24 protein-coding genes are annotated in these 25,660 nt (G+C 55.8%); 10 read left to right on the plus strand and 14 right to left on the minus strand.

Annotated elements, in window-relative coordinates; translation table 11 throughout:
• The first annotated feature begins 196 nt into the window (after positions 1–196).
• From GN111_RS20265 to GN111_RS20285, 5 genes are all read left to right on the plus strand, one after another.
• Positions 197–1,654, plus strand: a complete 1,458-nt coding sequence (locus tag GN111_RS20265; protein ID WP_155305495.1) for a 30S ribosomal protein S1 — start codon at positions 197–199, stop codon at positions 1,652–1,654.
• Positions 1,655–1,656: 2 nt separating this feature from the next.
• Positions 1,657–2,634 (plus strand): thioredoxin-disulfide reductase, encoded by a 978-nt coding sequence (gene trxB / locus GN111_RS20270; protein ID WP_155305496.1) that lies wholly within the window; start codon positions 1,657–1,659, stop codon positions 2,632–2,634.
• Positions 2,631–3,212 carry an acyloxyacyl hydrolase gene (locus GN111_RS20275; protein ID WP_155305497.1) on the plus strand — a complete coding sequence of 194 codons (582 nt, stop codon included), beginning with the start codon at positions 2,631–2,633 and terminating at the stop codon, positions 3,210–3,212. The genes trxB and GN111_RS20275 overlap by 4 nt, the downstream gene beginning before the upstream one ends.
• A 58-nt stretch (positions 3,213–3,270) precedes the next feature.
• A complete protein-coding gene (locus tag GN111_RS20280) occupies positions 3,271–4,362 on the plus strand; it encodes an AI-2E family transporter (RefSeq protein ID WP_155305498.1) in 1,092 nt (363 codons plus the stop codon).
• A gap of 172 nt (positions 4,363–4,534) precedes the next feature.
• On the plus strand, positions 4,535–5,023 hold the full coding sequence (locus GN111_RS20285; RefSeq protein WP_155305499.1) for a cyclic nucleotide-binding domain-containing protein: 489 nt from the start codon (positions 4,535–4,537) through the stop codon (positions 5,021–5,023).
• Between the two features lie 64 nt (positions 5,024–5,087).
• Here GN111_RS20285 and GN111_RS20290 read toward each other — a convergent pair whose 3' ends face one another.
• Complete coding sequence (locus GN111_RS20290) at positions 5,088–5,408, minus strand: DUF6122 family protein (protein ID WP_155305500.1); 321 nt, start codon at positions 5,406–5,408, stop codon at positions 5,088–5,090.
• Between the two features lie 10 nt (positions 5,409–5,418).
• Entirely contained in the window at positions 5,419–6,522 is a 1,104-nt protein-coding gene (locus tag GN111_RS20295) for a DUF362 domain-containing protein (RefSeq protein WP_155305501.1), read from the minus strand.
• A gap of 151 nt (positions 6,523–6,673) precedes the next feature.
• Between GN111_RS20295 and GN111_RS20300 the strand changes: the two genes are divergently transcribed.
• The 3 genes from GN111_RS20300 to GN111_RS20310 are packed head-to-tail and all read left to right on the plus strand — an operon-like array spanning position 6,674 to position 12,136.
• Positions 6,674–7,357 (plus strand): hypothetical protein, encoded by a 684-nt coding sequence (locus tag GN111_RS20300; protein ID WP_155305502.1) that lies wholly within the window; start codon positions 6,674–6,676, stop codon positions 7,355–7,357.
• Positions 7,358–7,369: 12 nt separating this feature from the next.
• The gene (locus GN111_RS20305; RefSeq protein ID WP_176603298.1) at positions 7,370–8,461 is read left to right on the plus strand and encodes a pyridoxal-phosphate-dependent aminotransferase family protein; all 1,092 of its coding nucleotides are present in this window, start codon (positions 7,370–7,372) and stop codon (positions 8,459–8,461) included.
• A gap of 57 nt (positions 8,462–8,518) precedes the next feature.
• Entirely contained in the window at positions 8,519–12,136 is a 3,618-nt protein-coding gene (locus GN111_RS20310; protein ID WP_155305504.1) for a DUF748 domain-containing protein, read from the plus strand.
• Positions 12,137–12,223: 87 nt separating this feature from the next.
• Here the strand turns inward: GN111_RS20310 and GN111_RS20315 are convergent, their stop codons facing one another.
• From GN111_RS20315 to GN111_RS20345, 7 genes are read right to left on the minus strand one after another with little or no spacing between them, the layout of a single operon-like run.
• On the minus strand, positions 12,224–12,958 hold the full coding sequence (locus GN111_RS20315; protein WP_155305505.1) for an EI24 domain-containing protein: 735 nt from the start codon (positions 12,956–12,958) through the stop codon (positions 12,224–12,226).
• Positions 12,959–12,962: 4 nt separating this feature from the next.
• Entirely contained in the window at positions 12,963–13,952 is a 990-nt protein-coding gene (locus GN111_RS20320; protein WP_155305506.1) for a divergent polysaccharide deacetylase family protein, read from the minus strand.
• Entirely contained in the window at positions 13,945–15,318 is a 1,374-nt protein-coding gene (locus tag GN111_RS20325; RefSeq protein ID WP_155305507.1) for a S41 family peptidase, read from the minus strand. The genes GN111_RS20320 and GN111_RS20325 overlap by 8 nt, the downstream gene beginning before the upstream one ends.
• An 11-nt stretch (positions 15,319–15,329) precedes the next feature.
• Positions 15,330–16,721 carry a peptidoglycan DD-metalloendopeptidase family protein gene (locus GN111_RS20330; protein WP_170302382.1) on the minus strand — a complete coding sequence of 464 codons (1,392 nt, stop codon included), beginning with the start codon at positions 16,719–16,721 and terminating at the stop codon, positions 15,330–15,332.
• A gap of 32 nt (positions 16,722–16,753) precedes the next feature.
• A complete protein-coding gene (gene ftsX / locus GN111_RS20335) occupies positions 16,754–17,632 on the minus strand; it encodes a permease-like cell division protein FtsX (RefSeq protein WP_155305509.1) in 879 nt (292 codons plus the stop codon).
• A 17-nt stretch (positions 17,633–17,649) separates the two neighbouring features.
• Positions 17,650–18,330: a cell division ATP-binding protein FtsE gene (gene ftsE, locus GN111_RS20340; protein ID WP_331457668.1), complete on the minus strand. Its 681-nt coding sequence runs from the start codon at positions 18,328–18,330 to the stop codon at positions 17,650–17,652.
• A gap of 10 nt (positions 18,331–18,340) precedes the next feature.
• Positions 18,341–19,732: a TolC family protein gene (locus tag GN111_RS20345; RefSeq protein WP_155305511.1), complete on the minus strand. Its 1,392-nt coding sequence runs from the start codon at positions 19,730–19,732 to the stop codon at positions 18,341–18,343.
• A 188-nt stretch (positions 19,733–19,920) separates the two neighbouring features.
• On the opposite strand from GN111_RS20345, the gene pyrE reads away from it, so the two are divergent.
• A complete protein-coding gene (gene pyrE, locus GN111_RS20350) occupies positions 19,921–20,484 on the plus strand; it encodes an orotate phosphoribosyltransferase (RefSeq protein WP_155305512.1) in 564 nt (187 codons plus the stop codon).
• 230 nt (positions 20,485–20,714) lie between these two features.
• On the opposite strand, the gene queD is transcribed toward pyrE, so the two are convergent.
• A complete protein-coding gene (queD, locus tag GN111_RS20355) occupies positions 20,715–21,083 on the minus strand; it encodes a 6-carboxytetrahydropterin synthase QueD (RefSeq protein ID WP_155305513.1) in 369 nt (122 codons plus the stop codon).
• A 200-nt stretch (positions 21,084–21,283) separates the two neighbouring features.
• Positions 21,284–22,399 carry a molecular chaperone DnaJ gene (gene dnaJ / locus GN111_RS20360; RefSeq protein WP_155305514.1) on the minus strand — a complete coding sequence of 372 codons (1,116 nt, stop codon included), beginning with the start codon at positions 22,397–22,399 and terminating at the stop codon, positions 21,284–21,286.
• Between the two features lie 107 nt (positions 22,400–22,506).
• Here dnaJ and ubiE point away from each other — a divergent pair, with 107 nt between their 5' ends.
• Complete coding sequence (ubiE, locus tag GN111_RS20365) at positions 22,507–23,214, plus strand: bifunctional demethylmenaquinone methyltransferase/2-methoxy-6-polyprenyl-1,4-benzoquinol methylase UbiE (protein ID WP_155305515.1); 708 nt, start codon at positions 22,507–22,509, stop codon at positions 23,212–23,214.
• 8 nt (positions 23,215–23,222) lie between these two features.
• Here the strand turns inward: ubiE and GN111_RS20370 are convergent, their stop codons facing one another.
• The 3 genes from GN111_RS20370 to GN111_RS20380 are packed head-to-tail and all read right to left on the minus strand — an operon-like array spanning position 23,223 to position 25,564.
• On the minus strand, positions 23,223–24,023 hold the full coding sequence (locus GN111_RS20370) for an SDR family NAD(P)-dependent oxidoreductase (protein WP_155305516.1): 801 nt from the start codon (positions 24,021–24,023) through the stop codon (positions 23,223–23,225).
• The gene (locus GN111_RS20375; protein WP_155305517.1) at positions 24,024–24,893 is read right to left on the minus strand and encodes an acetoacetate decarboxylase family protein; all 870 of its coding nucleotides are present in this window, start codon (positions 24,891–24,893) and stop codon (positions 24,024–24,026) included.
• Positions 24,890–25,564, minus strand: coding sequence for a TetR/AcrR family transcriptional regulator (locus GN111_RS20380; protein WP_155305518.1), 675 nt, complete (start codon positions 25,562–25,564; stop codon positions 24,890–24,892). The genes GN111_RS20375 and GN111_RS20380 overlap by 4 nt, the downstream gene beginning before the upstream one ends.
• Positions 25,565–25,660 lie beyond the last annotated feature (96 nt).

Genomic DNA, 25,660 nt, shown 5'->3' on the forward strand with positions numbered 1-25,660 from the left:
GGTGCCGTCGGCAATCGATGCCGTCGTTGCTTCGTGCTTACCTTATATTGATAATCACGATTCTGAAAATTTGAACGCCCCGGCAAGAAATTGTGCTCGCCAAGAAGACATGCAAACGGGTCCATAATGGGCTTGCAAAAGCCGCCGTTTTCTGGTGAAGTTGCTGCACATTTCAATGAATTATGGGAGATCGATCATGAATGAAGAATTTGAAAACGCGGCCCCGGATGCGGAGGAGAGTTTTGCCGACCTGTTGGAATCCTACAGTGCCGGCATGAACGAGAACATCCAGGTGGGGGACCAAATCCGGGGACGAATCATTTCCATCGGCGCCAGCAATGTGTTTGTGGATACCGGCACCAAAGTGGACGGCGTGGTTGAAAAAGCCGAACTGCTGGACGAAGAAGGCCAATTGAACGTTGGCGAGGGCGACGAACTGGACCTTTACGTCATCGCAGCAGACGAAAGCGAAATCCGTCTTTCCAAAGCCGTTTCCGGCATCGGCGGCCTGAACATGCTGCAAGACGCCTGGGAACAGCGCATTCCGGTGGAAGGAAAGGTCGTTGCCTCCATCAAGGGCGGATTTCAGGTGGAAGTCGTCAAACGACGGGCCTTTTGCCCCATCAGCCAGATGGACCTGACCTATGTGGAGGACCCGGAAGCCTACGTAGGCCAAATCTTTTCCTTCCTCATCAAACGGTTCGAAGAGCGGGGCCGCAACATCGTGCTTTCAAGGCGCGATATCCTTCAAAAGGAGATGGAGGCCAGTCGCAAGGCATTTATGGATCAACTGGACAAAGATGCCGTATATGAAGGAACCGTGGTCCGCATTCTGCCATTCGGTGCCTTTGTGACGCTGGCACCGGGCGTGGAGGGGCTGGTGCACATCAGCGAACTCAGCTGGTCGCGTCTGGATACCCCAGAACAGGCGGTCAAGGTGGGAGATCGGCTCCAGGTTAAAGTTTTGGGCGTTAAGGAGGGAGAAAAGCCGGGTACCAAAAAGATTTCTCTTTCCGTTAAACAGGCCATGGGCGACCCCTGGCAGGAGGCACCCAATCGCATCCGGGTGGGGGACAAATTGAAGGGCAAGGTAACCCGTTGCGCCAATTTCGGGGCTTTTGTCGAGTTGTTTCCAGGCATCGAGGGGTTGGTGCATATCAGTGAAATGAGTTATACCCGCCGCGTGATGCGTCCCGAAGAGGTGGTCTCTCCCGGTGACGCAGTCGTGGTGACAGTCAAGGAGTTTGATCTCGACCGCAAACGGATATCGCTGAGCATCAAGGATGCCGAGGGCGATCCCTGGGCGGATATCGAGGAAAACTTCAAACCGGGGCAGACGGTCCAGGGTCGGGTGGAAAAAAAGGAAAGCTTCGGCATCTTCGTGAACCTGGCACCGGGCATTACCGGCCTGCTCCCCAAATCCAAAATCGCCGCATCGGAAAAAGCGGCCACGTTCGACAGCCTCAAGCCCGGCGGCACCGTCAGCGTGACCGTTGACAGGATCGATTCAATTGCCCGCAAAATTTCGCTGGGGACCGGTGATGTTGCAGACAACCAGGGCTGGCAGGAATTTGCCGGGGGTTCCGGCGGGTCTCTGGGCTCTTTGGGGGATCAGCTCCAAAAAGCCCTTTCCCGGAAGAAAAAGGGAGAATGATTATGGCAAAGCACGATTTTTACGATCTGGTCATCATCGGCGGCGGTCCGGGCGGTTTGTCGGCCGCGATCTACGCCATGCGTGCGGCCCTCAAGACCGTGCTGGTGGAAAAGGGAGTGCCGGGCGGCCAGGTGACGATGAGCGACGAAGTGGAGAATTATCCGGGCTTCATCCACATCAGTGGAGCGGAATTGTCCATGAAATTCGCCCAGCACGCTGAATCTTACGACCTGGAGACGATTTCACAGGAAGCGACGGCCCTGGATCCGGGCTTGGAATATCACACGGTGACCCTGGCCAACGGCGAGGTCCTGAAATCCCATGCCGTCATCCTGGCCACCGGCGGCAGCCCCCGCAAGCTCGATGTTCCCGGCGAACGGGAATTTTACGGCAAGGGGGTCTCTTACTGCGCCACCTGTGACGGTTTCTTTTTTCGGGGTAAAACCGTCGTCGTAGTTGGCGGCGGAGACAGCGCCGCCGAGGAGGCTCTTTACCTGGCCAAGCTCTGCAAAAAAGTATATATCGCCCACCGCCGCGATGAACTGCGGGCCAGCAAGATTCTCCAGCAGCGGATTTTCGACGACTGCAACATCGAGATGCTGTGGAACACCGTGCTGACGGACATCAAGGCCGGACCCGACGGCGTGGAAGCGGTCGGTCTCCAGGACACGGTAACCAAAGAGACCCGGGGTTTGAGTGTGGACGGAGTGTTCATTTTCATCGGTTTCAACCCCAATAACGAGCTGGTGCCCGCTGGAACCCGCATGAATGCCGACGGCCTGGTGATCACCGACGAGAAATGCGAAACCAAGTCGCCGGGGATTTACGTCATCGGCGATTTGCGCGATAAATTTGCCCGGCAGATCGTCCTTTCCGCCGCCGACGGATGCACCGCGGCCCTGGCCGCCGCCCATTTTGTCGAAGCTAAAAAATCGGCGGGGCCGGACACCTGCGAGTTGCCCGCGGATCTGGATCAATGATCGCATGCCGTGCAAAGATCCGTATCCTGTCCGTTGCGGTTTGCGCGGCACTTTTCCTTCTGGCGGCCTTCGATGAAGGATGCGCCTTCGAAGATCCACCCAGCCGGGGGTTGATCCGGGAATTTCGCTGCGGTGTCGCGGCCCACGATGTCGATGGATTGTGGAGCGGCTCTTCAAAGGAGAAAGGCCCGGACATTCACGCCGAGGCGATTTTCGACCGCCCGCTGTTCCAACTGTTTGCCGCCACCGCTTATCCCGATGTGGGGGCCGACGTGAATACCCGCGGAGATACCAGCAAGATCTTCGGCGGTCTGCTGCTTCAGTGGGAGCCATCGGGGCCCTTTTTTTTTTCAACGGGCGCGGGACTGGCGCTTCACGATGGCAAACTGGATACGGCCGACACGGACCGCAAATCCCTGGGATCGCAGGTGCTGTTCAGGATTCCCGTGGAAATCGGGTATGCGATCACCAACCATCACCGGATCATGATTTTGTTCGATCATGTCTCCAACGCCTATCTGGCTAGTCCCAACGAGGGAATGGATACCCTGGGGATCGTTTATGGATACCGTTTTTGAGTGGAACAGGCGAATTTGACCATGGAATTTGTCAATATTCTTACAGGTGAACGCGCCCATGTTTGAAGTCTTCAGAGAGTGGAAAGATCGACATTTTTCCGATCCCCAGCGGGTGATCCTGGGTTTCATGCTGCTGGTGGGCGCCGGGCTGATCTATTTTATGGGAAACCTGCTGGCCCCGGTGATGATCAGCATCATTATCGCCTATCTGCTCGACGGCCTTGTCAGCCTGTTGAAGCGGTTCCACCTGCCCCGCATCGCTGCGGTCTCCATCGTTTTTGCCGTTTTCATGATCGGCATGCTGGTCATGATTTTGTGGCTTCTGCCCCTGGCCGTCAAACAGGTCGGCCAGCTGGTTCAGCAACTGCCCGGGATGCTGGCTACGGTTCAAACCCGATTGGGTGAACTGCCCACCCGCTACCCGGAGCTGATCTCCGAAAGCCAGGTCCGCGAAATCATCGACTACCTGAACACCAGTCTCACCGCAATGGGCAGGCAGGCGCTGACCCTGTCCCTGGCTTCGGTGGTGGGCCTGATGCATCTGGTTGTCTACCTCGTACTGGTCCCCTTCATGGTTTTCTTCCTGCTCAAGGACAAGGATATGATCCTGGATTGGGCCCGGCGTTTTCTTCCCGACAACATGGATCTGACCGAGTCCGTCTGGCAGGAGGCCAACATTCAGATTACCAACTACATCCGTGGCAAGGGCTGGGAACTGCTGATCATCTGGGGAATCAGCTATGTGGCTTTCAAGGCGCTGGGGCTGCAATTTTCCCTCCTGATCTCCCTTTTTGTGGGTCTGTCGGTGATCATTCCCTACATCGGCGTCACGGTCATGGGTTTTGTCATGGCCCTGGTCGCCTTTATCCAGTGGGGATGGAGCCACGAATTCGCATCCGCCATGGTGGCGTATCTGGTCATCCAGATTTTCGACGGCAACCTGCTGGCCCCCTTGTTGCTCTCCGGCGTGGTCAACCTCCATCCGGTGGCCATCGTCGTGGCGGTACTCCTGTTCGGCGGCCTGTGGGGGTTGTGGGGGCTCTTTTTCGCAATTCCACTTGCCACTTTAGCCAATGCCGTTATCAAAGCCTGGTTCGTCAAGATAGAGCAACAGTCCGACACACCCATTGGAGCCGACCAAAGAAAATAGGCCGGTGGGTAAAGCCGCTTACCATTCCCCGATTCCTTCCGAAACGTTTCTTCGTTGAAAAAAGCTGTTGCCTTCAGGCCAGGTTGGTATAGAATAAAAGGGAATTTCATCCCATTTAGCCGGCGCCGTTCGTTCCGGGGTCGCAGCATACGACGGCGAAACGAGGTCCGTTATGCAGGAAACCGATTTTTTAAGAGGCAACCAGCGGGTTCTGAAGGACATCCGAAAATTCGAAATTTTCGAACCGTTTCAAGAGGATGAACTTCAGCACTTGATGTCCATGAGCAAAATCAGGAAGTACAATGCAGGAGAAACGATCTTTGAACAGGGCAGCTCGGATACCTGGCTTTACTTTGTGGTCTACGGCAAAGTAAGACTGATGAAAGACGAAAAACCCGTGGCGCTGCTCCAGCGTCGGGGCGATATTTTTGGAGAAATGGGCGCTCTCGAATGCGCTCCCCGCAGTGCCGCGGCGGTGGCCGTCGGTGAAACCGTCTGCCTGGCAACGGACATTTACTACATCGAACAGTTGACCGGCACCGATAAACTGGCCTTTGGCTATGTCATCTTTCGGGTGTTTGCCAGCGTGCTGGCCGATCGTCTCCGGGCAACCACGGAACAGCTGATGGAGTTTAAAGGCAGAAGCATTAAAATCTGGTAACACGAACCAGAAAAATGAATCTATACAAGCGCGGGACTGGGCGGCCATTCCCGCGTTTTACGTCCTATCCCAATCCATTCATCCACAAGCAATCGATGGCATCCAGCGCCATGTGAATCAACAGGCCCAGCCCCACCATACGGGTTTTCGGAATCAGGCTGAGAAGCAGATAAGCCGCAACCGCCGGCCAAGTGTGCAGGGGATGAAAGCCAATGCTGCAGCGGTCGGGATCGTAAATCGGGACGGCCAGCAAATGATCGAGGTCGACGATCATGGTCGCCACCATGATCAGCCAGGCCCGCCTCCATCGTTCGGCGAATCCGAACCGGGCCACCACCCCAGGTGCCGTGAAATGCAGGACCAAGTGAATCCAAGAACGCAGCATCAGACTGAAATTACAACTGAATCAATTCATAGGACCGGCTGCCCAATCCCAATTGCTGGGCGTATTCGAGCTGAATTTCCCAGTCCACTTTAGGGTAGATTCCCTTGAATTTGTCCTGGCCCGGCTCCCTGTTGGTTTCCAACTGGCTGCCGGCAAGGGCCGGCTCAGCATTCACCAGATCCACCGATGCCTGATCAATGGCCACCGGATCGGTCGACGCGAGCACTCCGATATTTTTTACGATGGGGGCATCGTTGGTCGGATAGCAATCGCAGGCAGGGGAAACATCGGTAATAAAATTGAGAAAAAGGCACTTTCCCGTCTTATTGGCCAGCACGCCCATGGTGTATTCCACCATATTTTCAAGGAAAATCGGAATGGACTGGTTCCACTGAACAGCGATGGCTTCGTTGGGGCAGATGAGGATGCATTCTCCGCAGCCGATGCACGCCTCCACATCGATCCGAGCCTTTTCGTCCACGATGGAGATCGCGTTCTGGGAACAATGGTCCTGGCATTCTCCGCAGCCGATGCACTGTTCGCCAATGGCCGGAGAGAGGCTGGAATGCTGGGCCAGCTTGCCTTTGCGGGAAGCGCAGCCCATGCCCAGGTTTTTAATGGTGCCGCCAAAACCGGACAGTTCGTGTCCCTTGAAGTGAGCCACGGATATCAATGCGTCGGCTTCCAAAATATCGGTTCCGATATACACCGCCTCGAAGCGCTTCTGATTGATAGGAACTGCGGTTTCGTTCTTTCCGCGCAGTCCGTCGGCAATGATCAGCGGCGCTTCCACGACCGCATAAGCAAAACCGTTATGTACGGCAGTGGTCAAGTGATTGGGCGCGTCGCTGCGCGTACCGGCGTACAGGGTGTTGGCATCGGTAAGGAAGGGGACACCCCCGGCCCGTTTAACGGTGTCGACCACCTTGCGGAGGTATACCGGCCGAATAAACGCCGCGTTGCCAGCCTCCCCGAAATGAAGCTTGATTGCCGTCAGGTCCCTCTTGTCGATCACGGCACCAACACCGGCCGATTCCATCAACCGCTCGATTTTGGCAATGAAACTCTCTTTCATCGTCGCCCGCATGTCGATAAAATACACTTTTTCGGTCATAGCTCCCTCCAGTATTTTATTTTCAATGATCTAACGGCATATTGGCGATTGTCAAGATATTTGCCACCGGGGTTCTGCTGGAAAAAGGCCGATGATTGGGGTATAAAAAAGCTGATAATCAATAAATTTTTAACGTAGGGAAAGAACGCCCATGGATCTTACTGCCAAACTGACCATTCTGGAACGCATGCTCGATATTTATGATCGCTTTGTCGGTGAATTCGAACTTGCGTGCGAGAAATACTGTGCTCATTGCTGCACGGCCAATGTAACCATGACGACCTTGGAAGGCTGCCGGATTTTTGCGGATCTGGAAACATCCGGAAACCTGAAGCACCTGGAAACCATCACCCGATTATCGCACCCGGATCGATTCAGACCAAGGATCTCCATCAACCGCATGGCTGATATTTGCGCTCGCGGCGAGGACCCACCCGAAGAGCACCTGAATCCTGAAGCCAGCCCCTGCCCAGTTTTGGTGGACAACGCCTGCCCCTTATACGGGGTACGGCCCTTTGGCTGCCGATGCATGGTATCTGCCAGAAATTGCGGCCAAACGGGTTTTGCCGACATGGACCCATTCATTTTAACGGTCAACGACGTCTTTTTACAGCACCTGGAACATATCGACGCCCACGGTTATACGGGCAACTTTGCCGATGTGATGCAGTTTTTGGCGAACAGTGAAAATCGAAGACTATACACCTCCGGTCGCCTGGGCCCGCCACCGGAGAGTCTGGTGTCCAACCAGCCCGTGTTTGTCCTCATGATTCCGCCCGACCATCGGGCGCGGATCCAACCGCTGCTGAAAGAAATACGCGGCATCCAGATATAAAAGGAAATTATCATGCAAACCTACCCCATCCCCATGGTTCCCGGTCCAGTGGTGGTACCGGAAAATGTGCGGCAGGCTTACCTGAAGCCTTATGGCTCCGGCGATCTGGAAACGGAGTTCATCGACCTCTACTCGCGCACCCAGCGCCTGTTGAAGGCCATTTTGGACACCAAGGACGACATCGTGATTCAGTCCGGTGAGGGTATGTTGGCCCTGTGGAGTGCCCTGAAAAGCTGCCTGGTTCCCGGAGACCGGGTGTTGACCGTCGCTACGGGCGTATTCGGCTATGGTATCGGCGAGATGGCGCAGTCCATCGGAGCCGATGTCAAAACGGTCGGCTTCGGCTATGACGAAACCATCAACGACATGGCTCGTATCGAAGCCGCCATCGCCGAATTTAAGCCCCGCATGATCACGGCTGTGCATTGCGAAACGCCCTCGGGAACCCTCAATCCGCTGGAGGAGCTGGGCCGCTTGAAGCACGCCTATCGAGTGCCCCTGTTTTACGTTGATGCCGTGGCCGCAGCCGGCGGGGTACCCGTGCTGACCGACGACTGGAACATCGATTTGTGCCTGGGCGGCGCCCAGAAATGCCTCTCGGCACCGCCGGACACCTGCTTTTTATCGGTAAGTGTCAAAGCCTGGGAAATTATCGAAGCGGTAAATTATGTGGGGTACGACGCCCTCAAACCCTTTCACCGGGCGGTGAAAGACCGGTTTTTCCCCTACACGCCGAACTGGCAGGGAGTGGCGGCCCTGCATGCGGCCGCCGAACTGCTTTTGAACGAAGGGCTGGAAAACAGCTACAACCGTCATGATATCGTTGCCCAGATGTGCCGCCGGCACCTGGTCGATATGGGGATCGACCTGTTCCCAACCGCCGACGCCATCCCCTCGCCGACGGTGACCGCCGCCAATATTCCCGAAGGATTCACATGGAAAGCCTGGGACCGAAGACTCCGGCAGTCTGGACTGGTGGTGGCTGGCAGCTACGGGCCGTTGGCCGAAAAAGTGTTTCGCCTGGGGCACATGGGCGCCCAGGCAGATATGGAATTGATGAAAAAAGCCCTGAATGTCATTGCCGAGGCCCTCCGACACCGGTAATCTTTCCTCGGTCTTGTCCTTGCTGCCAATGCAACACCTCCGCACGGAAAATCAAAAATGATTAAAACATATGACCTGACCCCTCGCCAGAAAAAAATCGCCGTGATCGTTGCTGGAATCGTGTTGCTGTATATTCTGTTCGGTTTCATCGGAGCGCCGTTCATTATACGCAACGTTTTGGAAAACAAGGTGGCCGATGCCATCGATCGCCAGGTAACGGTGGAAAGCGTGCGGGTCAATCCCCTTACCCTGTCGCTGACGTTAAGGAATCTATCCGTCCGCGAGAAGGACGGCGCTCCCTTCGTGAATTCGGATGAGGTATATGCCAATCTGCAGACATCGTCCCTTCTCAAATGGGCCCTGGTGCTCAAATCCGTGAGGCTGGTCAATCCGGATATCCACCTGGTTCGCAGCGGGGAAACGACCTTCAATTTCTCGGATATCGGCGGCGGCAACACGCCGGAGGAAAACCCGGCAGAAGCTTCGTCCGATTCAGGCGGATTTGCCCTGGCCGTCTATGACACCTCCATCAGCGGCGGTGCGCTTTCCATCGACGACCGGGTGGTCGGTGTTTCCCATCGCATTGAAAATTTCAGTCTCAGCATTTCCGACTTCTCCTCCCGTCCGTCCGACACGGATGTCTATACCCTTTTCGATCTGGCGGCCCGCGTCAATGGGGCTTCCTTCGCCCTGGAGGGAAAAACCCGTCCCTTCGACCCGCGAAGGGAAACTCGTGCGGAAATCGAAATCGAAGACCTGGCCGTGCCCCATTACCTTCCCTACGTACCGCTGCCTGACAATTTGGAAATCCAATCCCTTTTCGTGAAAACCGACACGGAGATCGAATTCAGGATGCTGGAAGGCAGTCAGCCGGAGCTGGTGGTGGCTGGCGTTACCGAACTCAACGAGTCGCGTTTGACAGACGGAAACGACGAACCGTTCTTCAATTATCCCAACGTCCGGATCGACCTGCTGCCTTCCCGGGTGCTCACCGGAGAAATTCGCCTGGCCGAACTGGAAGTATCGGAGCCGGAGGTTTTCCTCAGACGGTTGGCATCCGGTGACCTGTATCTGCCCTTTCTGGCCGTCAAGGCCCACGACGCCGCGGCAACCCGGGCCGAAGAAGACCCCACCGGCGAATTTCAACCGGTGGTCACCATCGACCGCATCGACCTGAAAAAGGGCGTTGTGCATGTTAGCGACCTGTCCAACAGAGAGGCTTTTAGCACCAAAATCACCGATCTGGGCATAGAGGTGGACAATTTTGGCCTTAACAGCGACCGCACCGCCCGATACCAATTGTCATTGGAAACCGAGGCCAAAGAAACCGTTGCCCTTTCCGGCACAGCCACGCTGTCGCCCCTTCAGGCAACGGGGGAATTGTCCGTAGAAGATATTCAGGCTTCCCGGTATTTGCCCTATTATCAGGACCTTTTTGCGTTCAAAGTTCTTGCCGGCACCCTCTCGCTTGGCGGCAGCTTCCGAGTTCAGCAGGCAGAGAACACGTTTGGCGTGTCCCTGGCTGGCGTTCATTTCGATGTCGAGGCGCTTGAGGTGGTGGACGCGGACGATGATGATCCTTTGCTGGCCCTTAAGCGGCTGGAGGTAACCGACACGACGGCAGACCTTCGGCAGCGTGAGATCACGGTGGGCCGCCTGGCGCTTGCCGACGCCGATCTTTCCGTCCTGCGGGAAAAGGACGGCAGCCTGAACCTGGCAAAGGCCTTTATTCCACGGGAAACGGCGGCTTCCGTCGCGTCGGAGGAGGAAGCGGCGCAAGCCGAGCCCCGGAACGCGCCCGAATCGTCGCCGGCGCCTTTGGTGGTCAACCTCAAGACTGTTGACATTTCCGATGTCGGGGTTGCCGTGGAAGATCGGATGACAGAAACGCCGTTCAAGGTGCGGCTGGATGAAATCTCCCTGTCGGCGAATGATCTTTCCACCGCTCCCGACACGACCGGTAAGACCGATTTGCGCCTGCGGTGGGAACAGGCTGGGCAGATACAGGCAACTGGCGACGTGACCCTCAACCCGCTTGCCCTGGACATGGCTGTCAGGGTCCAAAAGATGGATGTACGCCCACTTCAGCCTTATCTTTCCGAACAGGCAGGGCTCATCATCACGGAGGGCTTTTTTTCGACTTCCGGCCAAATGAAGTTTACGTCCCGGACCGATAGCGACCCGTCGATCACTTATGCGGGCCGGGCCGGGCTAGACCGGTTCGCCTCCATCGACCGTAAAAACGCCGACGATTTTCTCAAATGGAACGCTCTTACTTTTGAAAACCTCGAAGTGAGCGTCAACCCCAGCCGGCTCTCCATCGACCAGATCTCCCTGGCCGACTTTTTCGCCCGTGTGATTGTGGCTCCGGATGGCAGTGTCAACCTGGCGACCATGTTTGCAAGTCAGGAAGTCGCGCAGGAACCATCCGATGTCAAAGGCGACAGTCCGGCGCCGGAAGCTGCCGATACAGAAAAACCACCCATCCGAATCAGCCGGGTTTTGTTGAGCGGCGGGGATGTGGATTTTTCCGATCATTTCATCAAACCCAATTTCAGGGCCAAATTCCACGATCTGGCCGGAAAAGTCTCCGGACTGGAATCCATCGCCGAGAAACGGGCCGATGTGCTGCTGGAGGGCATGTGGTCCAACCACGCCCCGGTAAAAATTACCGGTCAGATCAACCCGTTGATTGCCGAGCCTTATGTGGATCTGAACCTGAACATTTCCGATATCGAGCTGAGCCCCTTTTCGCCCTACTCCGGCAAATATCTGGGCTATGTCCTCGAGAAGGGCAAGCTGACCTTCAACGTTGCCTATCTTATGGAAAACCACCAGCTTGAAGGAAAGAACAGCATCTATGTCGACCAGCTCACCCTGGGGGACACGGTGGACAGTCCGGAGGCGGTAAGCCTGCCCATCAAGCTGGCCGTAGCCCTGCTCAAAGACCGCGAGGGCAACATCGAACTGGACCTGCCGGTAAGCGGCGACCTGGATGATCCCGAGTTCAAGATCGGCAAGGTGATCCTGACCGTTTTAAAGAATCTCATCGTCAAGCTGGTTACCTCGCCCTTTGCCGCCCTGGGCTCCCTGGCCGGGGGCGGCGAGGAGCTGAGCTACCTGGATTTCGATGCAGGCCAGGCGGAAATCGGTCAGGAGAATGCCCAAAAAATGGACAAACTGGCAAAAATCCTGTTCGAACGACCGGGGCTGAAACTCGATATTCAGGGTTCCCTTGAACCCGAGGCGGACCGTGAGGCTTTGCGCGTTCAATCACTGGAAAACCGACTCAAGGCCGAAAAGTTGGAAGAGATGATCAAGGCGGGCGAAAGCGCCGTGCCGTTGGAAGAGATTGTCATGAGCGATGAGGAGCGGCCTGTTCTACTGGAAGCGGTGTTCACCGCCTCCGCCCTCCCTGCGCCCGTGGACGACAGTGGCAAGCCGGTCGAGCTGACTCCGCAGATCATGGAGTCGTTGCTGCTCGAGAATACCGAGGTCACCCCGGATCAGTACCGCGAACTGGCCAACCAGCGGGCCTTTAATGCCAAAAACTACCTGCTGGAAACGGGGCAGGTGGAACGGGATCGGATGTTCATCGTGGAACCCCAAAAAGGGGCTGCGGAAGGTCGTCAGGAAAGTCCGGAAGCCGGACGGGTGATCTTCAGCCTTAAATAGCGCGCATTTGAAGGGCCTGTTTAGCCGGCCTACCCGGCGATGCCGCGTTTCGGGTTCGGCTCCCTTTTTCCCTGTGCGGGATAGCTTCTATTCCGTTGCCGGCGATACGCTCTTTTCGCGATCCAGGTGATACAAGGTTGCCCCCACCGGCGCGAAGCTGAGAAAAAACAGGTTCAGTACGGGAACGAGAAACGGCAGACCGAATCCCAGGTGGAACAAAAGGGTCTTGCCCAGCGACTTGAAGCGTTGGCCGAAGGGAATCAGGTTGCGGGCGGGGATGAGGTCGGTGTTGTCCCAGGCCAGAAAGATCACCGCCGTCAATGGGCCGATGAAGGTCAAAACAGGCCCCAGGGGAGTGAACCAGCCCAGCACCATGATCAGCAGGGTGAGAACAACCGGAACGATATTGCGGGGAACCTCCTGGCGGACCAGAAACCCCATCTGGGTCAAAAGGGTCGCATCGGGCGCCGCCGCAGCCTGGCCGGTGACCATTCGTTCGGTGATGCGGGACATCCAATCCATGATCAGCACGGCAAACAGCACTTGGGCCAGCAGATAGGCCGCAACCGCTGACACGCCCATAAGCAGCAGGGTCAGCAGCCAGGAGGCCAGGTACCAGATCCAGACGATCCACGGGCTTTCGGGCTGCTGCCACAGCAGGGCCAGAATGTCCGCATGCTTGGCCAGAACCACTCCGGACAGGCCAATCGTCAAAACGGCCACGACGACGAAACGCAAAAGCCCCAGCAGCAGTAGCCGAGGACTCCGGACCCCCATCCACAACCCCTTCAGATTGTACTTGATGCCGGAAAAAAAATTCATAGGATCAGCCTTGTTGAAACGCCACCACCTCGGAGGCATGGGTTAAATAGACCGCTTCTTTGAGTTCCGGCAACATCTCCTTCAACACCTTGAGTGTGACCGGATGCGGGTGGGCGATGCCGATGGCATATCCCTGCTTTCGGGCACGCTTGATCAGCAGCTTGAGCTGCTTTCTCACGAATTTTTCGGTCTGGATATGATCGATGAACACATCCCTTTCGGCAAAAGGCAGGTGCAGCAGTTCGGCCGAGGGTCGGCACAGGGTCTCTGCCGTCGTGCGGCTGTCCACAAAAAAGAGCTGGCGCTTTTTCAAAATGGTGAAAATCTGGCGCATCTGGGCGGCTGAGGCCGTCAGCTTGGAACCCATATGGTTGTTCACCCCTTTCACGCCGGGAATACGGGCCAGGTTCTCGTTGAGCTGGGCGATCAGTTCGTCGGGCGTCATGGAGGTCAGAAGCGCACCAGGTCCGGGATTGACGTCGGGGTAGTTGCCCGGTTCCATGGGCTGGTGCAGCATGATCTCGACGTCCTTTTTCAACGACTTGTCGATGATGCTGTGATTAAAGGTCCCCATGGGAAGGACGGAAAATGTCAGGGGCACATCCAGGTCCAGAAAGCCGTCGGCCATTTTGCGGTCATAGCCGATATCGTCGATAATGATGGCCACGGGAATCCCGTTGGTCACCGGCTTGACCCGCTGAATGGGCGGTGGAGGAGGAACCGTCTCCCGGTGAAAGGCTTCGTAATCCGGAACGCTGTGGTGCACCGGCCCGGCTTTGGGCTCACGGATGGGAATCGGTTTGGGTGCCGGCGCCACACTCGGCGCCGGCCGCATGAGCAAACGGTTGGCCAGCAGACCGGCCGCGATCACCAGGCAAACCAGCAGGGTCAGCCCGGCGATGATTTTCATGAACTGAAGCTTGGGACTGAAAGTGGCCTTTCTCTTTTTTTTCGAAGCCCGGGCTTTGGGTTTGGGGCGGCGCTTTTTAGTCATCACTCAGTTTCTTGAAAATATCGTAACTGATCAAAATGTCCAGCGAACGCAGGACCTGATTGTCGCTGAGAAGTGCTTCCCGGTCCAGAGGGCTGTGCTTGGCGCTGAACCGTTTCAGGCTCGGGGGATCCAGTACCGATTCTTCATCGGACTTGCCCGGTTCGGATTCCGATTCTTCCGGTTCCGCGTCGGGTTCGGCATCCAGGTGGTTTTTCAGGTCTTTCTCCTTGAGCATGCGATGTTCGGTGGTGTCGGTATCGGCCAGAATTCGATGTTCGACCACCACGTCCGGCTCCACCCCCTTGGCCTGGATGGAGCGCCCCGACGGCGTATAGTAGCGAGCGATGGTGAATTTAAGGCCGTAACCGTCCCTCAGGGTTTCCACGGTCTGGACGGAGCCCTTGCCGAAAGAGGTCGTTCCAAGGATCAGGGCGCGCTTCTGGTCTTGCAGGGCGCCGGCCACGATCTCGGAAGCACTGGCGCTTCCACCGTTGATCAGCACGACAATGGGATAGTCCCGCTTGACTTCGTCCGCGTGGGCCTTGAACACCTTGGTATTGCGGCCGTCGCGCCCTTTGATGCTGAGGATTTCACCCTCTTCCAAAAAGAGATCGGACACCTCGATGGCCTGATTGAGAATGCCGCCGGGGTTGTCGCGAAGGTCCAGCACAAGACCCTTCATGGGCACATCAGCGCTTTCCAAAGCCTCGAGGGCTTCAATCAGGTCGTCGGTTGTGTTTTCCCTGAAATTGGTGATCCAGACATATCCGTACCCAGGCTTGAGCAGTTCCGCCTTGACGCTGTATATGGGTATCACATCGCGCACCAGAGAAAACTCCAGGGGCTCGGACGCCCCTTGCCGGAGGATTGTGATTTCCACCGTCGTCCCTTTGGGGCCGCGCATACGCTTGACCGCATCGCGCAGATCCTCGGTGGGCGTGCCGTCCACCTTGACGATTTTGTCCCCGGCCTTGATACCCGCACGGTAGGCTGGCGTTCCTTCAATGGGGGAAATGACCGTCACCAGGTTGTTGCGCATGGTCACATGGATGCCGATGCCGGTGAATTCTCCGTGGGTGTCGATCTGGAGCTCCTTCAGCGCATCGGGAGGCAGCAGGGAAGAGTGGGGGTCCAGGCTGTGGACCATCCCCTGGATGGCCGCCTCGATCATTTTCTGGGTGTCCACCTCGTCCACGTAATTTTTCTGGACGAGTTCGATCACATCGGAAAAGAGTTTCAGCCCTTTGTAAGTCTCTTCGTTGTTGGCGGACAAATCCCGGTAAAAGCCATGGCCCAGTACCAACGCTGCCGTCACGAGCACCATGGCCACCCACAATTTCAGGTGGCGGGTTTTTCTGGTTGTCATATAGCGTTCCTCTAACCTTTCTTGATCCATCCCAATGGATTCATCGGTTTTCCATGGTGGCGAACCTCAAAGTGCAAACCGGCGCCGGTAAAGGAACCGGTGTCGCCCACGGTGGCGATCACCTCTCCTGCTTCGACCGGATCTCCCTTGGACTTGAACTGTTCCTCCAAATGGGCGTAAACGGTGTAGTAGTGGTCGCCATGATCGATGATGATCATGTTGCCGAAGCCCTTGAACCACGATGAAAACAGCGTTTTCCCGCTGTACACGGCCCGGATGGGCTCGCCCCTGTCCGCCTGGATATAAATACCGCTCTGAAATTGAGTCACATTGAAGCGGCGATCTTTATATCGACCGAAAAAAGAAATTATTTTACCTTTCACCGGCATCATAAGCAAGCCCTTAAGCGATTCAAAGGGTTTTTCCGCAACCACCACCGGTGCTGCCGCCGCTTCAGGAGAGGCGTTGGAAAAGGATTCCACCGTCCGGTCAAGGGCACTGGCCGAGGCCTTGAGGGATTCGACGGCCGCCATCTGCAAAGACTTCTTGCTGCGAATTTCCTCCAGCAGCGCCTCGCGCCGGGCCTGCTCTCCGATCATGGTTTCGATCCGTGCGCTCAGGTCCGCTGTCGTGGCCTGTTTGTCGTTCTTCTGCGCGACAAGCTCCTGCAACAGGGCCTGCATCCGTTCCTTGTCCCGGGCCAAATCGGCCAAGACCTTTTCGTCGTGGGCCAGAATCTGTTCCAGGGCGCGTTTGTCGGCAAAAAAATCGAACATGGAGTCCGCCGACGCCAACACATGAAACTTGCCCAGCCAACTGAGCTTGTACAGGGCGGCCAACCGGGCGGCCACATAGGACTCATTGGCCTCGGCGTGCTTTTCGACCTTGCGGTATTCTCCTTCGAGTTCCCGGATGCGCGTCTCGATGGCCTTGAGTTCCTTGGAAAGTCGGGCCACTTTTTTGCGAGCGCCATTCAATGCTTTTTCGGTGTCGTCCAGCGCATTGATCACGGACTCTTCCTCTTTGGCAAAGGAGGCCACTTTCTGCCTAGTGGACGCCAGTTCTCGGCTGACCCTCGAATCCCCCTCACTACCCGCCCTTGAAGCGTCGCCGTTTTCTGGCACCGCAGCATCGGGTGTTTCAATGCGCAGATACCGCTCCCGGTTCATGATGAATCCGGTCTGGTCCTTGTAAAGAATCCGCACCCATTCGCCCTCGTAGGAAAGCACGTAGACCTGGTCCCCTTTTTTCAGGGTGGCGATGGGCGGATTGTGGCGCCCTGGCCCGGAACGCATGTTGAGTTCCCGGACCAGAATGGTTCCCGGTTTGGGGTCGCCGGCAGCCATTGTCGATATTGTGGACAGACCGAACAGCACCGCCAGCAAAAGCGGCAGGGATGTCATGAAAAATCGCCCTGGCCCGATCCGATACGCCATTATTGCCTGGTGAACTGTTTAAGGGAAAAAAAACTGCCGAGCAGACCAGTCAGCATGCCGCAAGCGACGATAGCGACGCAGATGCCCGGGGAGAAAAATCGAATTGCCACCATTTCCGCAGCGAGGGCCTGCTCGAACCGGGAGCCGACAGCTGAAAAAGCGGCAAAGAGTACCCCCACGCCGATTAATCCTCCGGAAAGGCCCTGGATGATCCCTTGCAGATAAAAGGGAATCTTGATGAAACTGTCCGTGGCGCCCACCAGCCGCATGATGTGGATTTCTTCCCGCCGGGAATAGAGCACCAGGCGGATGGTGTTTGCGGCAATAAATACCGTGGCCATGAAAAACAGGGTCCCCATGCCGTAGCCGGCCAGTTTGAACAGATTTAAAAAATTCGCGAAGCGCTCGATCCACTGCTGGCCGTACTCCACACCCGAAACCGAAGGAAGGCTTTCGATGCGCTGGGCCAGGAATTCGATCTTTTCGGGGGAGTTGGCTTCCGTGGCCATGGTGACCTCAAAGGCATCGGGCAGCGGATTTTCCCGCAGGTTGTCGAGCAGCGAGGCCTGGCGCTGCATGCGCGTTTTCATCAGGTTCAGAGCGTCTGCCTTGGAAATAAAGCGGATGTTCTGGATCCCGGAGATAGTCTGGAGACGGTAGCGGGTATCGAGGCGCTGGGCCTCCGTGGTTCCCGGCTCCAGGTAAACCATGATGCGCACCCCTTTTTTCCAGGCATCGAACAGTTCCTGGGCATTGAAAAAAAAGAGGCCGAATGAGCTGACAATCAGGACGGAAAGGGCAATGGTGATAATGGTCACCGCGTTGAGAAACCGGTTTTCCAGAATATCCTTGATCGCTCGCTGGGCGTAAAAGGTCATCGGAATATCTCTGCCCCTCAGATGTCCAACGGACGGTCCAGCCGACCCTGCTGGAGGTGGAGAACACGGCCGGTGGCGCTTTCGATGAGGGCTTTGTCGTGGGTGGCGACCACCACGGTAGCCCCCCGATTGTGAAACATGTTTAGTAGTTGAAAAATGATGGCGGCCGAATCGTCATCCAGGCTGCCGGTGGGTTCGTCGGCCAGGATGATTTTAGGGTCTCCGATCACGGCGCGAGCTACGGCCACCCGCTGCTGTTCGCCGCCGGACAGACTGGGCGGAAACGCCGTCAGGCGGTCTTCCATTCGCACCACCCGCAGCACACTCTTGACTTTTTTTTCGATGAGGCTTCGCTTTTTGCCGCGGGCCTCAAGGACCAAGGCCACATTCTCGTAAACCGTGCGGGTGGGAATGAGCTTATAATCCTGGAAAATAATCCCGAATTTCCTGCGCAACATGGGAATGCGGCGCCGGGGAATCCGAGAGAGATTCATCCCGTCCACCAGAATCTGGCCCTCCGAAACCGGTTCGGCCAGGTAAAGGAGTTTGAGCAGCGTGGATTTACCTGCACCGCTGGGACCGCTGATGTATAGAAACTCGTTCTTGGCGATATCCAGGGTGACATCCACCAGGGCCTGTTTGGCGCCGTAGCGTCTATGCACATGAAACATCCGGATGACGGCACTTTTTTCAGCCATGCGGGTCATATCATTGGGCCTCGGCGATGTCGATGCTGGGTTTTCCCATGGCCCGGTCGAGGGCGGCCAGCGCGATTCGAAAGTCATAAAGGGCGTTGTAGTAGCGGGTCATGGTTTCGGAGAGCTGGGTCCGGGCGTCCAGAACATCGGTGGAGGTGGCCATCTGCTCCTTGAACTGCTCCTCGCTGATGCGAAATCCCTCCCGGGCCTGATCGATGGCGGATTGCACCGTAGCGATGTTCTTCTCCGACTCCTCGGCCTTTTGCCAGGCCTGTTTCACCTCCAACTGGATGTCGTCCATCAGCTGGGTGCGGTTGAGACGGACTTCGGCCAGCCGGCTTTTCTTCTCGGCGACGCCGTGACCGGTACGGCCCCACTGCCAGAAATCCCAAGAGGCCTGGGCCTGAACGTCCCAGTAGTTGCTGTCCGAAACCCCTTCGCCGCCGTCCACCTGCCAGTCCGTGCCCTGCCGGTAGTAATTGCCCTGCACCTGCACGCTGGGAAAATAGTCTTTTCTGGCCATGGCGACCTCTTTCTCTCGCATCTGGATGTCGAGATCGGCCACGGCAACCTCCATGCGATCTTTTTCGGCCGTTTCCAGGCAAGTTTCGAGGGTCGGGCCCAGCCGGGGAACCTCCAGCATGTCGGTCACCGCCACCGGGGTGTCGATGGGCCTTCGCAGCAGCAGGTTGAAGTTGGTCCGGGCGATCTCGAGCCGATTTTCGGCGGCAACCAGGTCCTGGCGGGCATTGGCCAGTTCCACCTTGGTTTTCAGCAGGTCGTTGAGGGGCGTCATGCCCACCTCGTGGTAATTGACGGCCACCTCGGTCTGGGCCTCCAGCATGGTTACGGCGTCTTCGGCCACGGCCTTGAGCTTGAGTGCCTTGAGCAGCAGAAAATAGATCCGCTTGGCCTCGTAAACCACATCCCGTCGGACCAGGGTCTCGTTGAGACGCGCCGCATCCAGCCCCATGCGGGCCAGCTTGTACTGATAGGTCAGGGCAAAACCGGTAAACAGCGGCTGGGTAACGCGGGTCACCCAGGTGTACGTCTCTTCGGGCTGCAGCAGTCCCAAGGCAGGAAGCACGTAATAGCGGGGTTCGTCGTTGCGGGTATAGTTATAATGGGTGCTGAAAGTAGGCAAAAATTCCGTGCGCTTAGATTTGACCACGGCCTCGGCGGCTCGGGTCTGCTCACTCGAAATGCGCGCCGATAGGTTGGCCTCCAGGGCCAGAGCCACGGTCTGCTCCAGGTTCAGGGTAGTCGAACTCGGAGATTCCTGGCACAACGCCGGCAGCGCTGCGGCCAGCAGGCAAAAGAGGCAGACCCGGCAGACAATCGAGAGGTGATTAGAAATGGATGTCTGTGGCTGTGTGGCGGATATCTCACCTGGGTTTGGCATTGACCGGCAACCTCGTAGCTGTTAATACACTCGCCAAGCTCAAGGAGTGCTGTTCCCAGTTTTCCTTGCCGAAGCCTCCACTGAATCCCAATGACGGGCTTCTTCCAGTTCGGTGGAGGCTTTTCTATACGAAAAACCCCTTAAAATCAAGTATTTCTTAGAAATTCGACCCACCGGGAGGATGCGCGGTGAAAAAAGAACTGATCACCCTGCTGTGTAAAAAATCTTTCAAATACACCGAAGAACCGACGTTCAAACTGGTCTCGGGCCGCATGAGCCGCTTTTATGTCAACTGCAAGCCGACGACGTTGAGCGCCCGGGGCATGTTTCTTACCGGCCATTTGATGTTCGAAGCCATCCGAGATTGCGATGCTGCCGCCGTAGGCGGCCTTACCTTTGGTGCCGACCCCATCGCCATGGCCACTGCGTTTGCCTCCGAACTCAACGGCCAGCCGGTCAATGCCTTTTCCATCCGCAAAACACAAAAAGATCACGGCATTGTCAAATGGGTGGAGGGCGATATCCGGCCCGGCGAAAAAGTGGTTGTGATCGACGATGTGGCCACGACCGGCGGCTCGACCGTCAAAGCCATCGAGCGGGCCCGCAGCGAAGGGCTGGAGGTGGTGCGGGCGGTCATCCTGGTGGACCGCCAGGAAGGAGGACTGGACAACATCCGCGCCCACGTCGCGGACACCGTCGCCATTATCACCCGCGATGAGCTGGTGGACCGCTGGAAAAAGATGGGGAAATAAAAAACGGAAACTCCCATCGATCAAACTTTGGGCGAATCCGTTATTCCAGTCGCGAACTCGTGTGCACTCAGAAGTGGTAGATTTTGGTTCCCCGCAGAGCGGGATCTCCGTCACGCCGAGGCCGCAACGATGTTGAAACCGCAGGCGTAGCAACACTACGTTGAGGATTTCAACAGAGTGAGAACAAAGGCCTGGGCCGAAAGATGCCGCTTCTGAATGCACACGTACCATTAAGGGAAATACGTTGCACAAGCATCATCCGACTCCCAAGTCGTCACCTTGCTGACGACCACCCCGGGTTCGTCGATCATCGCCTGCAGGTTTTCGGCAATATAGACGGCCAGGTTCTCCGAGGAGGGGGGGATATTTTCCAAATCGGGCAGTTCGTTGAGGAACCGGTGGTCAAGGCGGTCCATGATCTCCTTTACATAGCTTTTGAGAATTCCGAAATCCACCAGAACCCCGGCATCGTTGAGGCGCTCGCCTTTGACACAGACCTCTACCTTCCAGTTATGCCCGTGAAGGTTTTCGCATTTTTTGGCCACCATGGTCAGCTGGTGGGCGGCAGAAAAGTGACTGAGTATTTTTAGCTCGAACATGGTGGCTTCCTGGCTCCTAACTATGGACTCGTAAAAAGCGCCATGCTCGTCATGCCGGACTTGATAAGCCTGCCCCGGACTCGATCCGGGGCATCCAGAAAACATTGCAATGACTGGATTCCGGCTTTCGCCGGAATGACGAAGACCTTGAAATTTCTGCTTTTTACTAACCCATCAACGATTACTTGAGTTAAGCGGCCTTAATTCGCCGCCCTTGTGGGCCCATTTTTCAGGATGTTCTTCAGCTTGCTGGTAAACTTTCTCTCTTCCAGCGAGGCGAACTCCTTGAGCAGGGCGACCTGTTTCTTGTTCAGGTTGGTGGGTGTCTTGACATTCACCTGAACGATTTGATCGCCGCGGTGGCCGTTTCTTAAAGAGGGGATGCCCTCCCCCCGCAGCCGGAAAATGTCTCCCGGCTGGGTGCCTTTGGGAATCTCCAGCTTGGTCTCCCCCTTAAGCGTGGGAATGGTGAGGTTGTCGCCCAGGGCGGCCTGAACGAATGAAACGGGAATCTGGCAGATCACGTTGGTCTCATCACGCTTGAAAAAATCGTGTGGCTGCGCGTGAATAAACACATAAAGGTCTCCGTGCGGGCCACCGTATGCACCGGCTTCCCCCTCTCCGGTCAGCCGAAGGCGGGAACCGTTGTCCACACCGGCCGGAATCCGTACGGACACTTTTTTGCGGGTCAGCACTTTGCCCTGGCCGCGGCAGGTCTTACAGGGATTCGAGATGATTTTTCCCTGGCCGCGGCATTGATTGCAGGTGGTGCGAACGGTGAAAAAGCCCTGGCTGCGGCCGATCTGCCCGCTGCCGCCGCACTGGGGACAGGTTTCCACGCCAGTACCGGGCTCGGCGCCGCTTCCCTCGCAAGCGCTGCAGGTTTCCGCCTTTTCCACATCGATCTCTTTTTCCGTGCCGAAGGCGGCTTCCATGAAGGTGAGTTGCATGTCATAGCGCAGGTCCGATCCCCGGTGACCACGGCTTCTGGATCGTCGCCCGCCGCCAAAACCGAAGAAATCCTCGAAAATGTCTCCAAAACTGGAAAAAATGTCTTCGAACCCGCCGAATCCGGAAAAGCCTGAGCCTTCGAGACCCTGGTGGCCGTACTGGTCATAAATCTGGCGCTTGTTGGCGTCTCGCAGAACTTCATAGGCCTCGGCGGCTTCCTTGAACTGTTCTTCCGCTTCCCGGTCTCCCGGATTGCGGTCCGGATGAAACTTCAAGGCCAGCTTGCGATAGGCTTTTTTCAGGTCCGAATCGCTGGCGGAGCGTTCAACGCCAAGCACTTCGTAATAGTCACGTTTGGCAGCCATGGGTTATCTCGAAACCATTATCCCTTCATATTGTACGGAAAGGTGTGATGTGTTAGCTTTCGTGCTTTAAACGATGCTCAAATTTAATGCAAGTTGGAAGGATGTCAATGGAAAACCGGGAGCTTCCCTTCGTGCAGGAAATGTTCGACGCCATCGCTCCGCGTTACGACCTGCTGAACCGGCTGCTCAGCCTGCGGCAGGATGTGGGCTGGCGAAAAAAGATGGTGGCGGCCATGACGGTTCCGGAAGACGGCCGTGTATTGGATGTTGCCTGCGGCACCGGGGATGTGATGGTGGAGATTCGCCGGCAGAAGGGACCGCAGGTAAAGGTGACCGGGATCGACTTTTCGCCGGGTATGCTGGGCCTGGCTCGCAAAAAGATCGACCAACAGGGCCTTGCAGGTACTTTTCTGCTGGCGGGCAACGCCCTGGCCATGCCCTTCCATAAAGCGACCTTTAACGCCTTGACCATTGCCTTCGGCATCCGCAACATCCAAGACAAGACCGGCGCCTTAAAGGTATTTTACGACGTTCTGGTACCCGGCGGGAAGGTGCTGGTGCTGGAGTTGGCCACGCCGGGCAGTCCCCGGATGCGGGATGCCTACCTGGCCTATTTTCAGAAGGTGCTGCCGCTGGTGGGAAAACTATTTTCCCGGCACCGATTCGCATATTCCTACCTGCCGGAATCGGTTTCCCGTTTCCCGACCCCCGATGCATTCATCACAATTATGAAATCTGCCGGCTTTTCAAAGGTTTCCTGTCGTCGCCTGACGCTGGGAATCGCCAACCTGTTTGTCGGTGTAAAGTCCACTTGACGGGTTGGTCAAGCCTTTTTGGGTTGAAGATCTTCTTGCGTTGGCTGCCGACCAATAATGGGCCATAATTTGGTTAGCCACCATGTGGCTTTGGCAAAAAAACCCGGATACACATGCAGCTTTTTTCTTTCGATACCCCTGATGGCGGCTCCGATGATTTTTTCCGGAGAATCGATCATCAGCGAGGGCACTCGTTTTGCCCGTTTTTGACCATAGGATGGCGAATTTAAAATATTGGTGTCCGCCCAGAACGGATAGATGTTCGTTACCGAGACCCCCCTTTTGGACAACTCTCCGGATAGGGCCATGCCGAACCCTCTCAATGCGAATTTGGACGTCGAATACGCGGTTTCAAAAGAGGTGGGTGCAAAACCGGCTACGGAAGACATGAACACCAGATGGCCGGAACCCCGACTGAGCATATCGGGAAGGAAAAGCGATGTGAGATGCATGGGCGCCACCGTGTTGACCTGCATCAGTTGGTAAAGACGCTCGACGGGCGCATCGTGATAATATCCGTACGTCAATATCCCTGCATTATGAATGACGATATCGATATCGCCCACTTCTTGGACGACCGTTGAATAAAGCGACTGACACCCTGCGGGAGAGGCCAGATTCGCGCCGATGCATGCGATCGTTCTCCCCTCGGCACCGGATATCGACGACGCTTTGTCGGCCAGCATCTCTTTGTCGATATCCGATAAAATCAAATGGGCGCCTTTGTGCAGAAGCTGCCGAATATATTCGATACCAAAACCTCCCGCAGCACCGGTCAGCAAGATTTTTTTATTCGATAAATATGACATCTATTTGTTCTCACCAAGCAAGTCGTATTGATGTATATAAAACCCCTCTTCCTGTTCGTACCGATACGGCAGTGGCGGCGATTTCCACTCGGCCACCGGCTTTCCGGGGTTCAACCGGGTTTGAAGATAATCGGAACTCATAATGGCAAAGGGCTTTGCCGCTTCCAACCCAAGATCCCTGATGTTCTTTGCCATGCGATGCTCACTGGGACCGGTTTTGACTTCGACGCCTTTGCACAGGCAGTTTTTCATTTTTCCGTTTACTTCCGTTACCACTCGGAAAACCGTGTCTTCATAGTTGTTGAAGGAGACAAGATCGAAGGCGCTAGCGGAAAAGCCCGCGCCCATTTCGCCTTTCACCCGCACAATCGCCTCGTTCGTATCCGGATCATCGACGCCGAATTCAAAATGATTTCCCGCCAGGGAATACGGAATTGTCGTTAAAAATTTCGGGAAGCCCCAGATTTCCCGCCCCGCCGCTCTTGCCGCCGGGATCGTGACCGGCATTTCCAGCACATAGGCGCCCAGATTTCCCCACCAATCCCCCTTTTTGACAAACAGGATGGTGGAAAGCGGGCAAGACGGCGCACCGAGGGATTCCGGATAGACCATGATTGAAATGACCACTTCGTCATACCCGCCGATGGTCACTTGCTGGTAATTAAAAAAGATGAGCGAGACCATGGTCTTGTTTTTGGAAAAGCGGCAGGGTTTCAGGCCGGTGCCTTCCAGCTTTGGCAGCACACGGTCATAATCGATGAAATAGTTGACGATCCGGGCGGCCATTTTAAAGAAAAACATGGGCACCTGGGTCCTCGTATGGGAGGTCGTGTAATAGGTCCGGGGAACATCAAAAAAATTCTTCTTCATTTCTTCTCTCCTTGGTCTTTGAGCCGCAGCACGTCTTCCCTGAATTTTTCCGTTATCGAATCGATGTGTTGTTCTTTAAACGCGATGGGGTCCTTATGCAGGTAATACAGCGTCATGTTGTTGCATCCGGCGATAAATCCATGGATGTGGCTCCAATAATGAATCATCAGAAACACCGTCTCGTCATCGGTAATCGATTTATTCGATGCTTCAGCATAAGCTTTGATTGTAATGGAAAAAATTTCCGGGATTTTTAGCGCGCCTTCAAGTTGCCGGCGCGCTACCGGTTCCAAGGATGTGCCCACGTAGTCGTTGAATTTCGGAACATGCCAGGCGTACATGAGGTTATAGAAATTGGCATCGTTCAATCCGAAGTCGGTATATGCCGAGATCATGGCGCGCAGTTTTTCCGCCGGCGTCGCCTGGCTCCGGTCGGCTTCTTCCAGTCGCGCATAAAGCTCCCGAAATCCACGGATTAAAATATTGAGAAACAAATCGTCCTTGTTTTTGTAATAATTATAAATTGTTGTCGCTGTAATGCCCAGCCTTGCGGCGAGTTTGCGCATGGTGAAGTTGTTATAGCCAACTTCGGCAATTAAAAGCACCGTCTGTTCAAGAATCTCGGTTTTTGTCTGTTCTATTTCTTCCAATGTTCGTTGTGGTTTCGGCATGATAAACTGAATTTCTCCCCTTCAGTTTTTAAATAACAGCGTTATAATAACGTTGTTAATTAAACGTCAACAAAAATCGATACAGTAAGCTGCCCC

It is taken from the genome of Desulfosarcina widdelii (genome assembly GCF_009688965.1).
Classification (GTDB): Bacteria; Desulfobacterota; Desulfobacteria; order Desulfobacterales; family Desulfosarcinaceae; genus Desulfosarcina; species Desulfosarcina widdelii.

What these genes read in the sequence shown, in the direction of transcription:
- GN111_RS20300 (WP_155305502.1), top strand. Translation starts at nt 6,674, where the DNA reads ATGGATCTTACTGCCAAACTGACCATTCTGGAACGCATGCTCGATATT.
- GN111_RS20305 (WP_176603298.1), top strand. Translation starts at nt 7,370, where the DNA reads ATGCAAACCTACCCCATCCCCATGGTTCCCGGTCCAGTGGTGGTACCG.
- ubiE (WP_155305515.1), top strand. Translation starts at nt 22,507, where the DNA reads ATGGAAAACCGGGAGCTTCCCTTCGTGCAGGAAATGTTCGACGCCATC.
- GN111_RS20320 (WP_155305506.1), bottom strand. Translation starts at nt 13,952, where the DNA reads ATGACTAAAAAGCGCCGCCCCAAACCCAAAGCCCGGGCTTCGAAAAAA.
- GN111_RS20310 (WP_155305504.1), top strand. Translation starts at nt 8,519, where the DNA reads ATGATTAAAACATATGACCTGACCCCTCGCCAGAAAAAAATCGCCGTG.
- GN111_RS20375 (WP_155305517.1), bottom strand. Translation starts at nt 24,893, where the DNA reads ATGAAGAAGAATTTTTTTGATGTTCCCCGGACCTATTACACGACCTCC.
- GN111_RS20380 (WP_155305518.1), bottom strand. Translation starts at nt 25,564, where the DNA reads ATGCCGAAACCACAACGAACATTGGAAGAAATAGAACAGACAAAAACC.
- ftsE (WP_331457668.1), bottom strand. Translation starts at nt 18,330, where the DNA reads ATGGCTGAAAAAAGTGCCGTCATCCGGATGTTTCATGTGCATAGACGC.
- GN111_RS20370 (WP_155305516.1), bottom strand. Translation starts at nt 24,023, where the DNA reads ATGTCATATTTATCGAATAAAAAAATCTTGCTGACCGGTGCTGCGGGA.
- GN111_RS20275 (WP_155305497.1), top strand. Translation starts at nt 2,631, where the DNA reads ATGATCGCATGCCGTGCAAAGATCCGTATCCTGTCCGTTGCGGTTTGC.
- GN111_RS20330 (WP_170302382.1), bottom strand. Translation starts at nt 16,721, where the DNA reads ATGACATCCCTGCCGCTTTTGCTGGCGGTGCTGTTCGGTCTGTCCACA.
- GN111_RS20265 (WP_155305495.1), top strand. Translation starts at nt 197, where the DNA reads ATGAATGAAGAATTTGAAAACGCGGCCCCGGATGCGGAGGAGAGTTTT.
- GN111_RS20315 (WP_155305505.1), bottom strand. Translation starts at nt 12,958, where the DNA reads ATGAATTTTTTTTCCGGCATCAAGTACAATCTGAAGGGGTTGTGGATG.
- GN111_RS20285 (WP_155305499.1), top strand. Translation starts at nt 4,535, where the DNA reads ATGCAGGAAACCGATTTTTTAAGAGGCAACCAGCGGGTTCTGAAGGAC.
- ftsX (WP_155305509.1), bottom strand. Translation starts at nt 17,632, where the DNA reads ATGACCTTTTACGCCCAGCGAGCGATCAAGGATATTCTGGAAAACCGG.
- dnaJ (WP_155305514.1), bottom strand. Translation starts at nt 22,399, where the DNA reads ATGGCTGCCAAACGTGACTATTACGAAGTGCTTGGCGTTGAACGCTCC.
- GN111_RS20290 (WP_155305500.1), bottom strand. Translation starts at nt 5,408, where the DNA reads ATGCTGCGTTCTTGGATTCACTTGGTCCTGCATTTCACGGCACCTGGG.
- queD (WP_155305513.1), bottom strand. Translation starts at nt 21,083, where the DNA reads ATGTTCGAGCTAAAAATACTCAGTCACTTTTCTGCCGCCCACCAGCTG.
- GN111_RS20325 (WP_155305507.1), bottom strand. Translation starts at nt 15,318, where the DNA reads ATGACAACCAGAAAAACCCGCCACCTGAAATTGTGGGTGGCCATGGTG.
- GN111_RS20280 (WP_155305498.1), top strand. Translation starts at nt 3,271, where the DNA reads ATGTTTGAAGTCTTCAGAGAGTGGAAAGATCGACATTTTTCCGATCCC.
- GN111_RS20295 (WP_155305501.1), bottom strand. Translation starts at nt 6,522, where the DNA reads ATGACCGAAAAAGTGTATTTTATCGACATGCGGGCGACGATGAAAGAG.
- trxB (WP_155305496.1), top strand. Translation starts at nt 1,657, where the DNA reads ATGGCAAAGCACGATTTTTACGATCTGGTCATCATCGGCGGCGGTCCG.
- GN111_RS20345 (WP_155305511.1), bottom strand. Translation starts at nt 19,732, where the DNA reads ATGCCAAACCCAGGTGAGATATCCGCCACACAGCCACAGACATCCATT.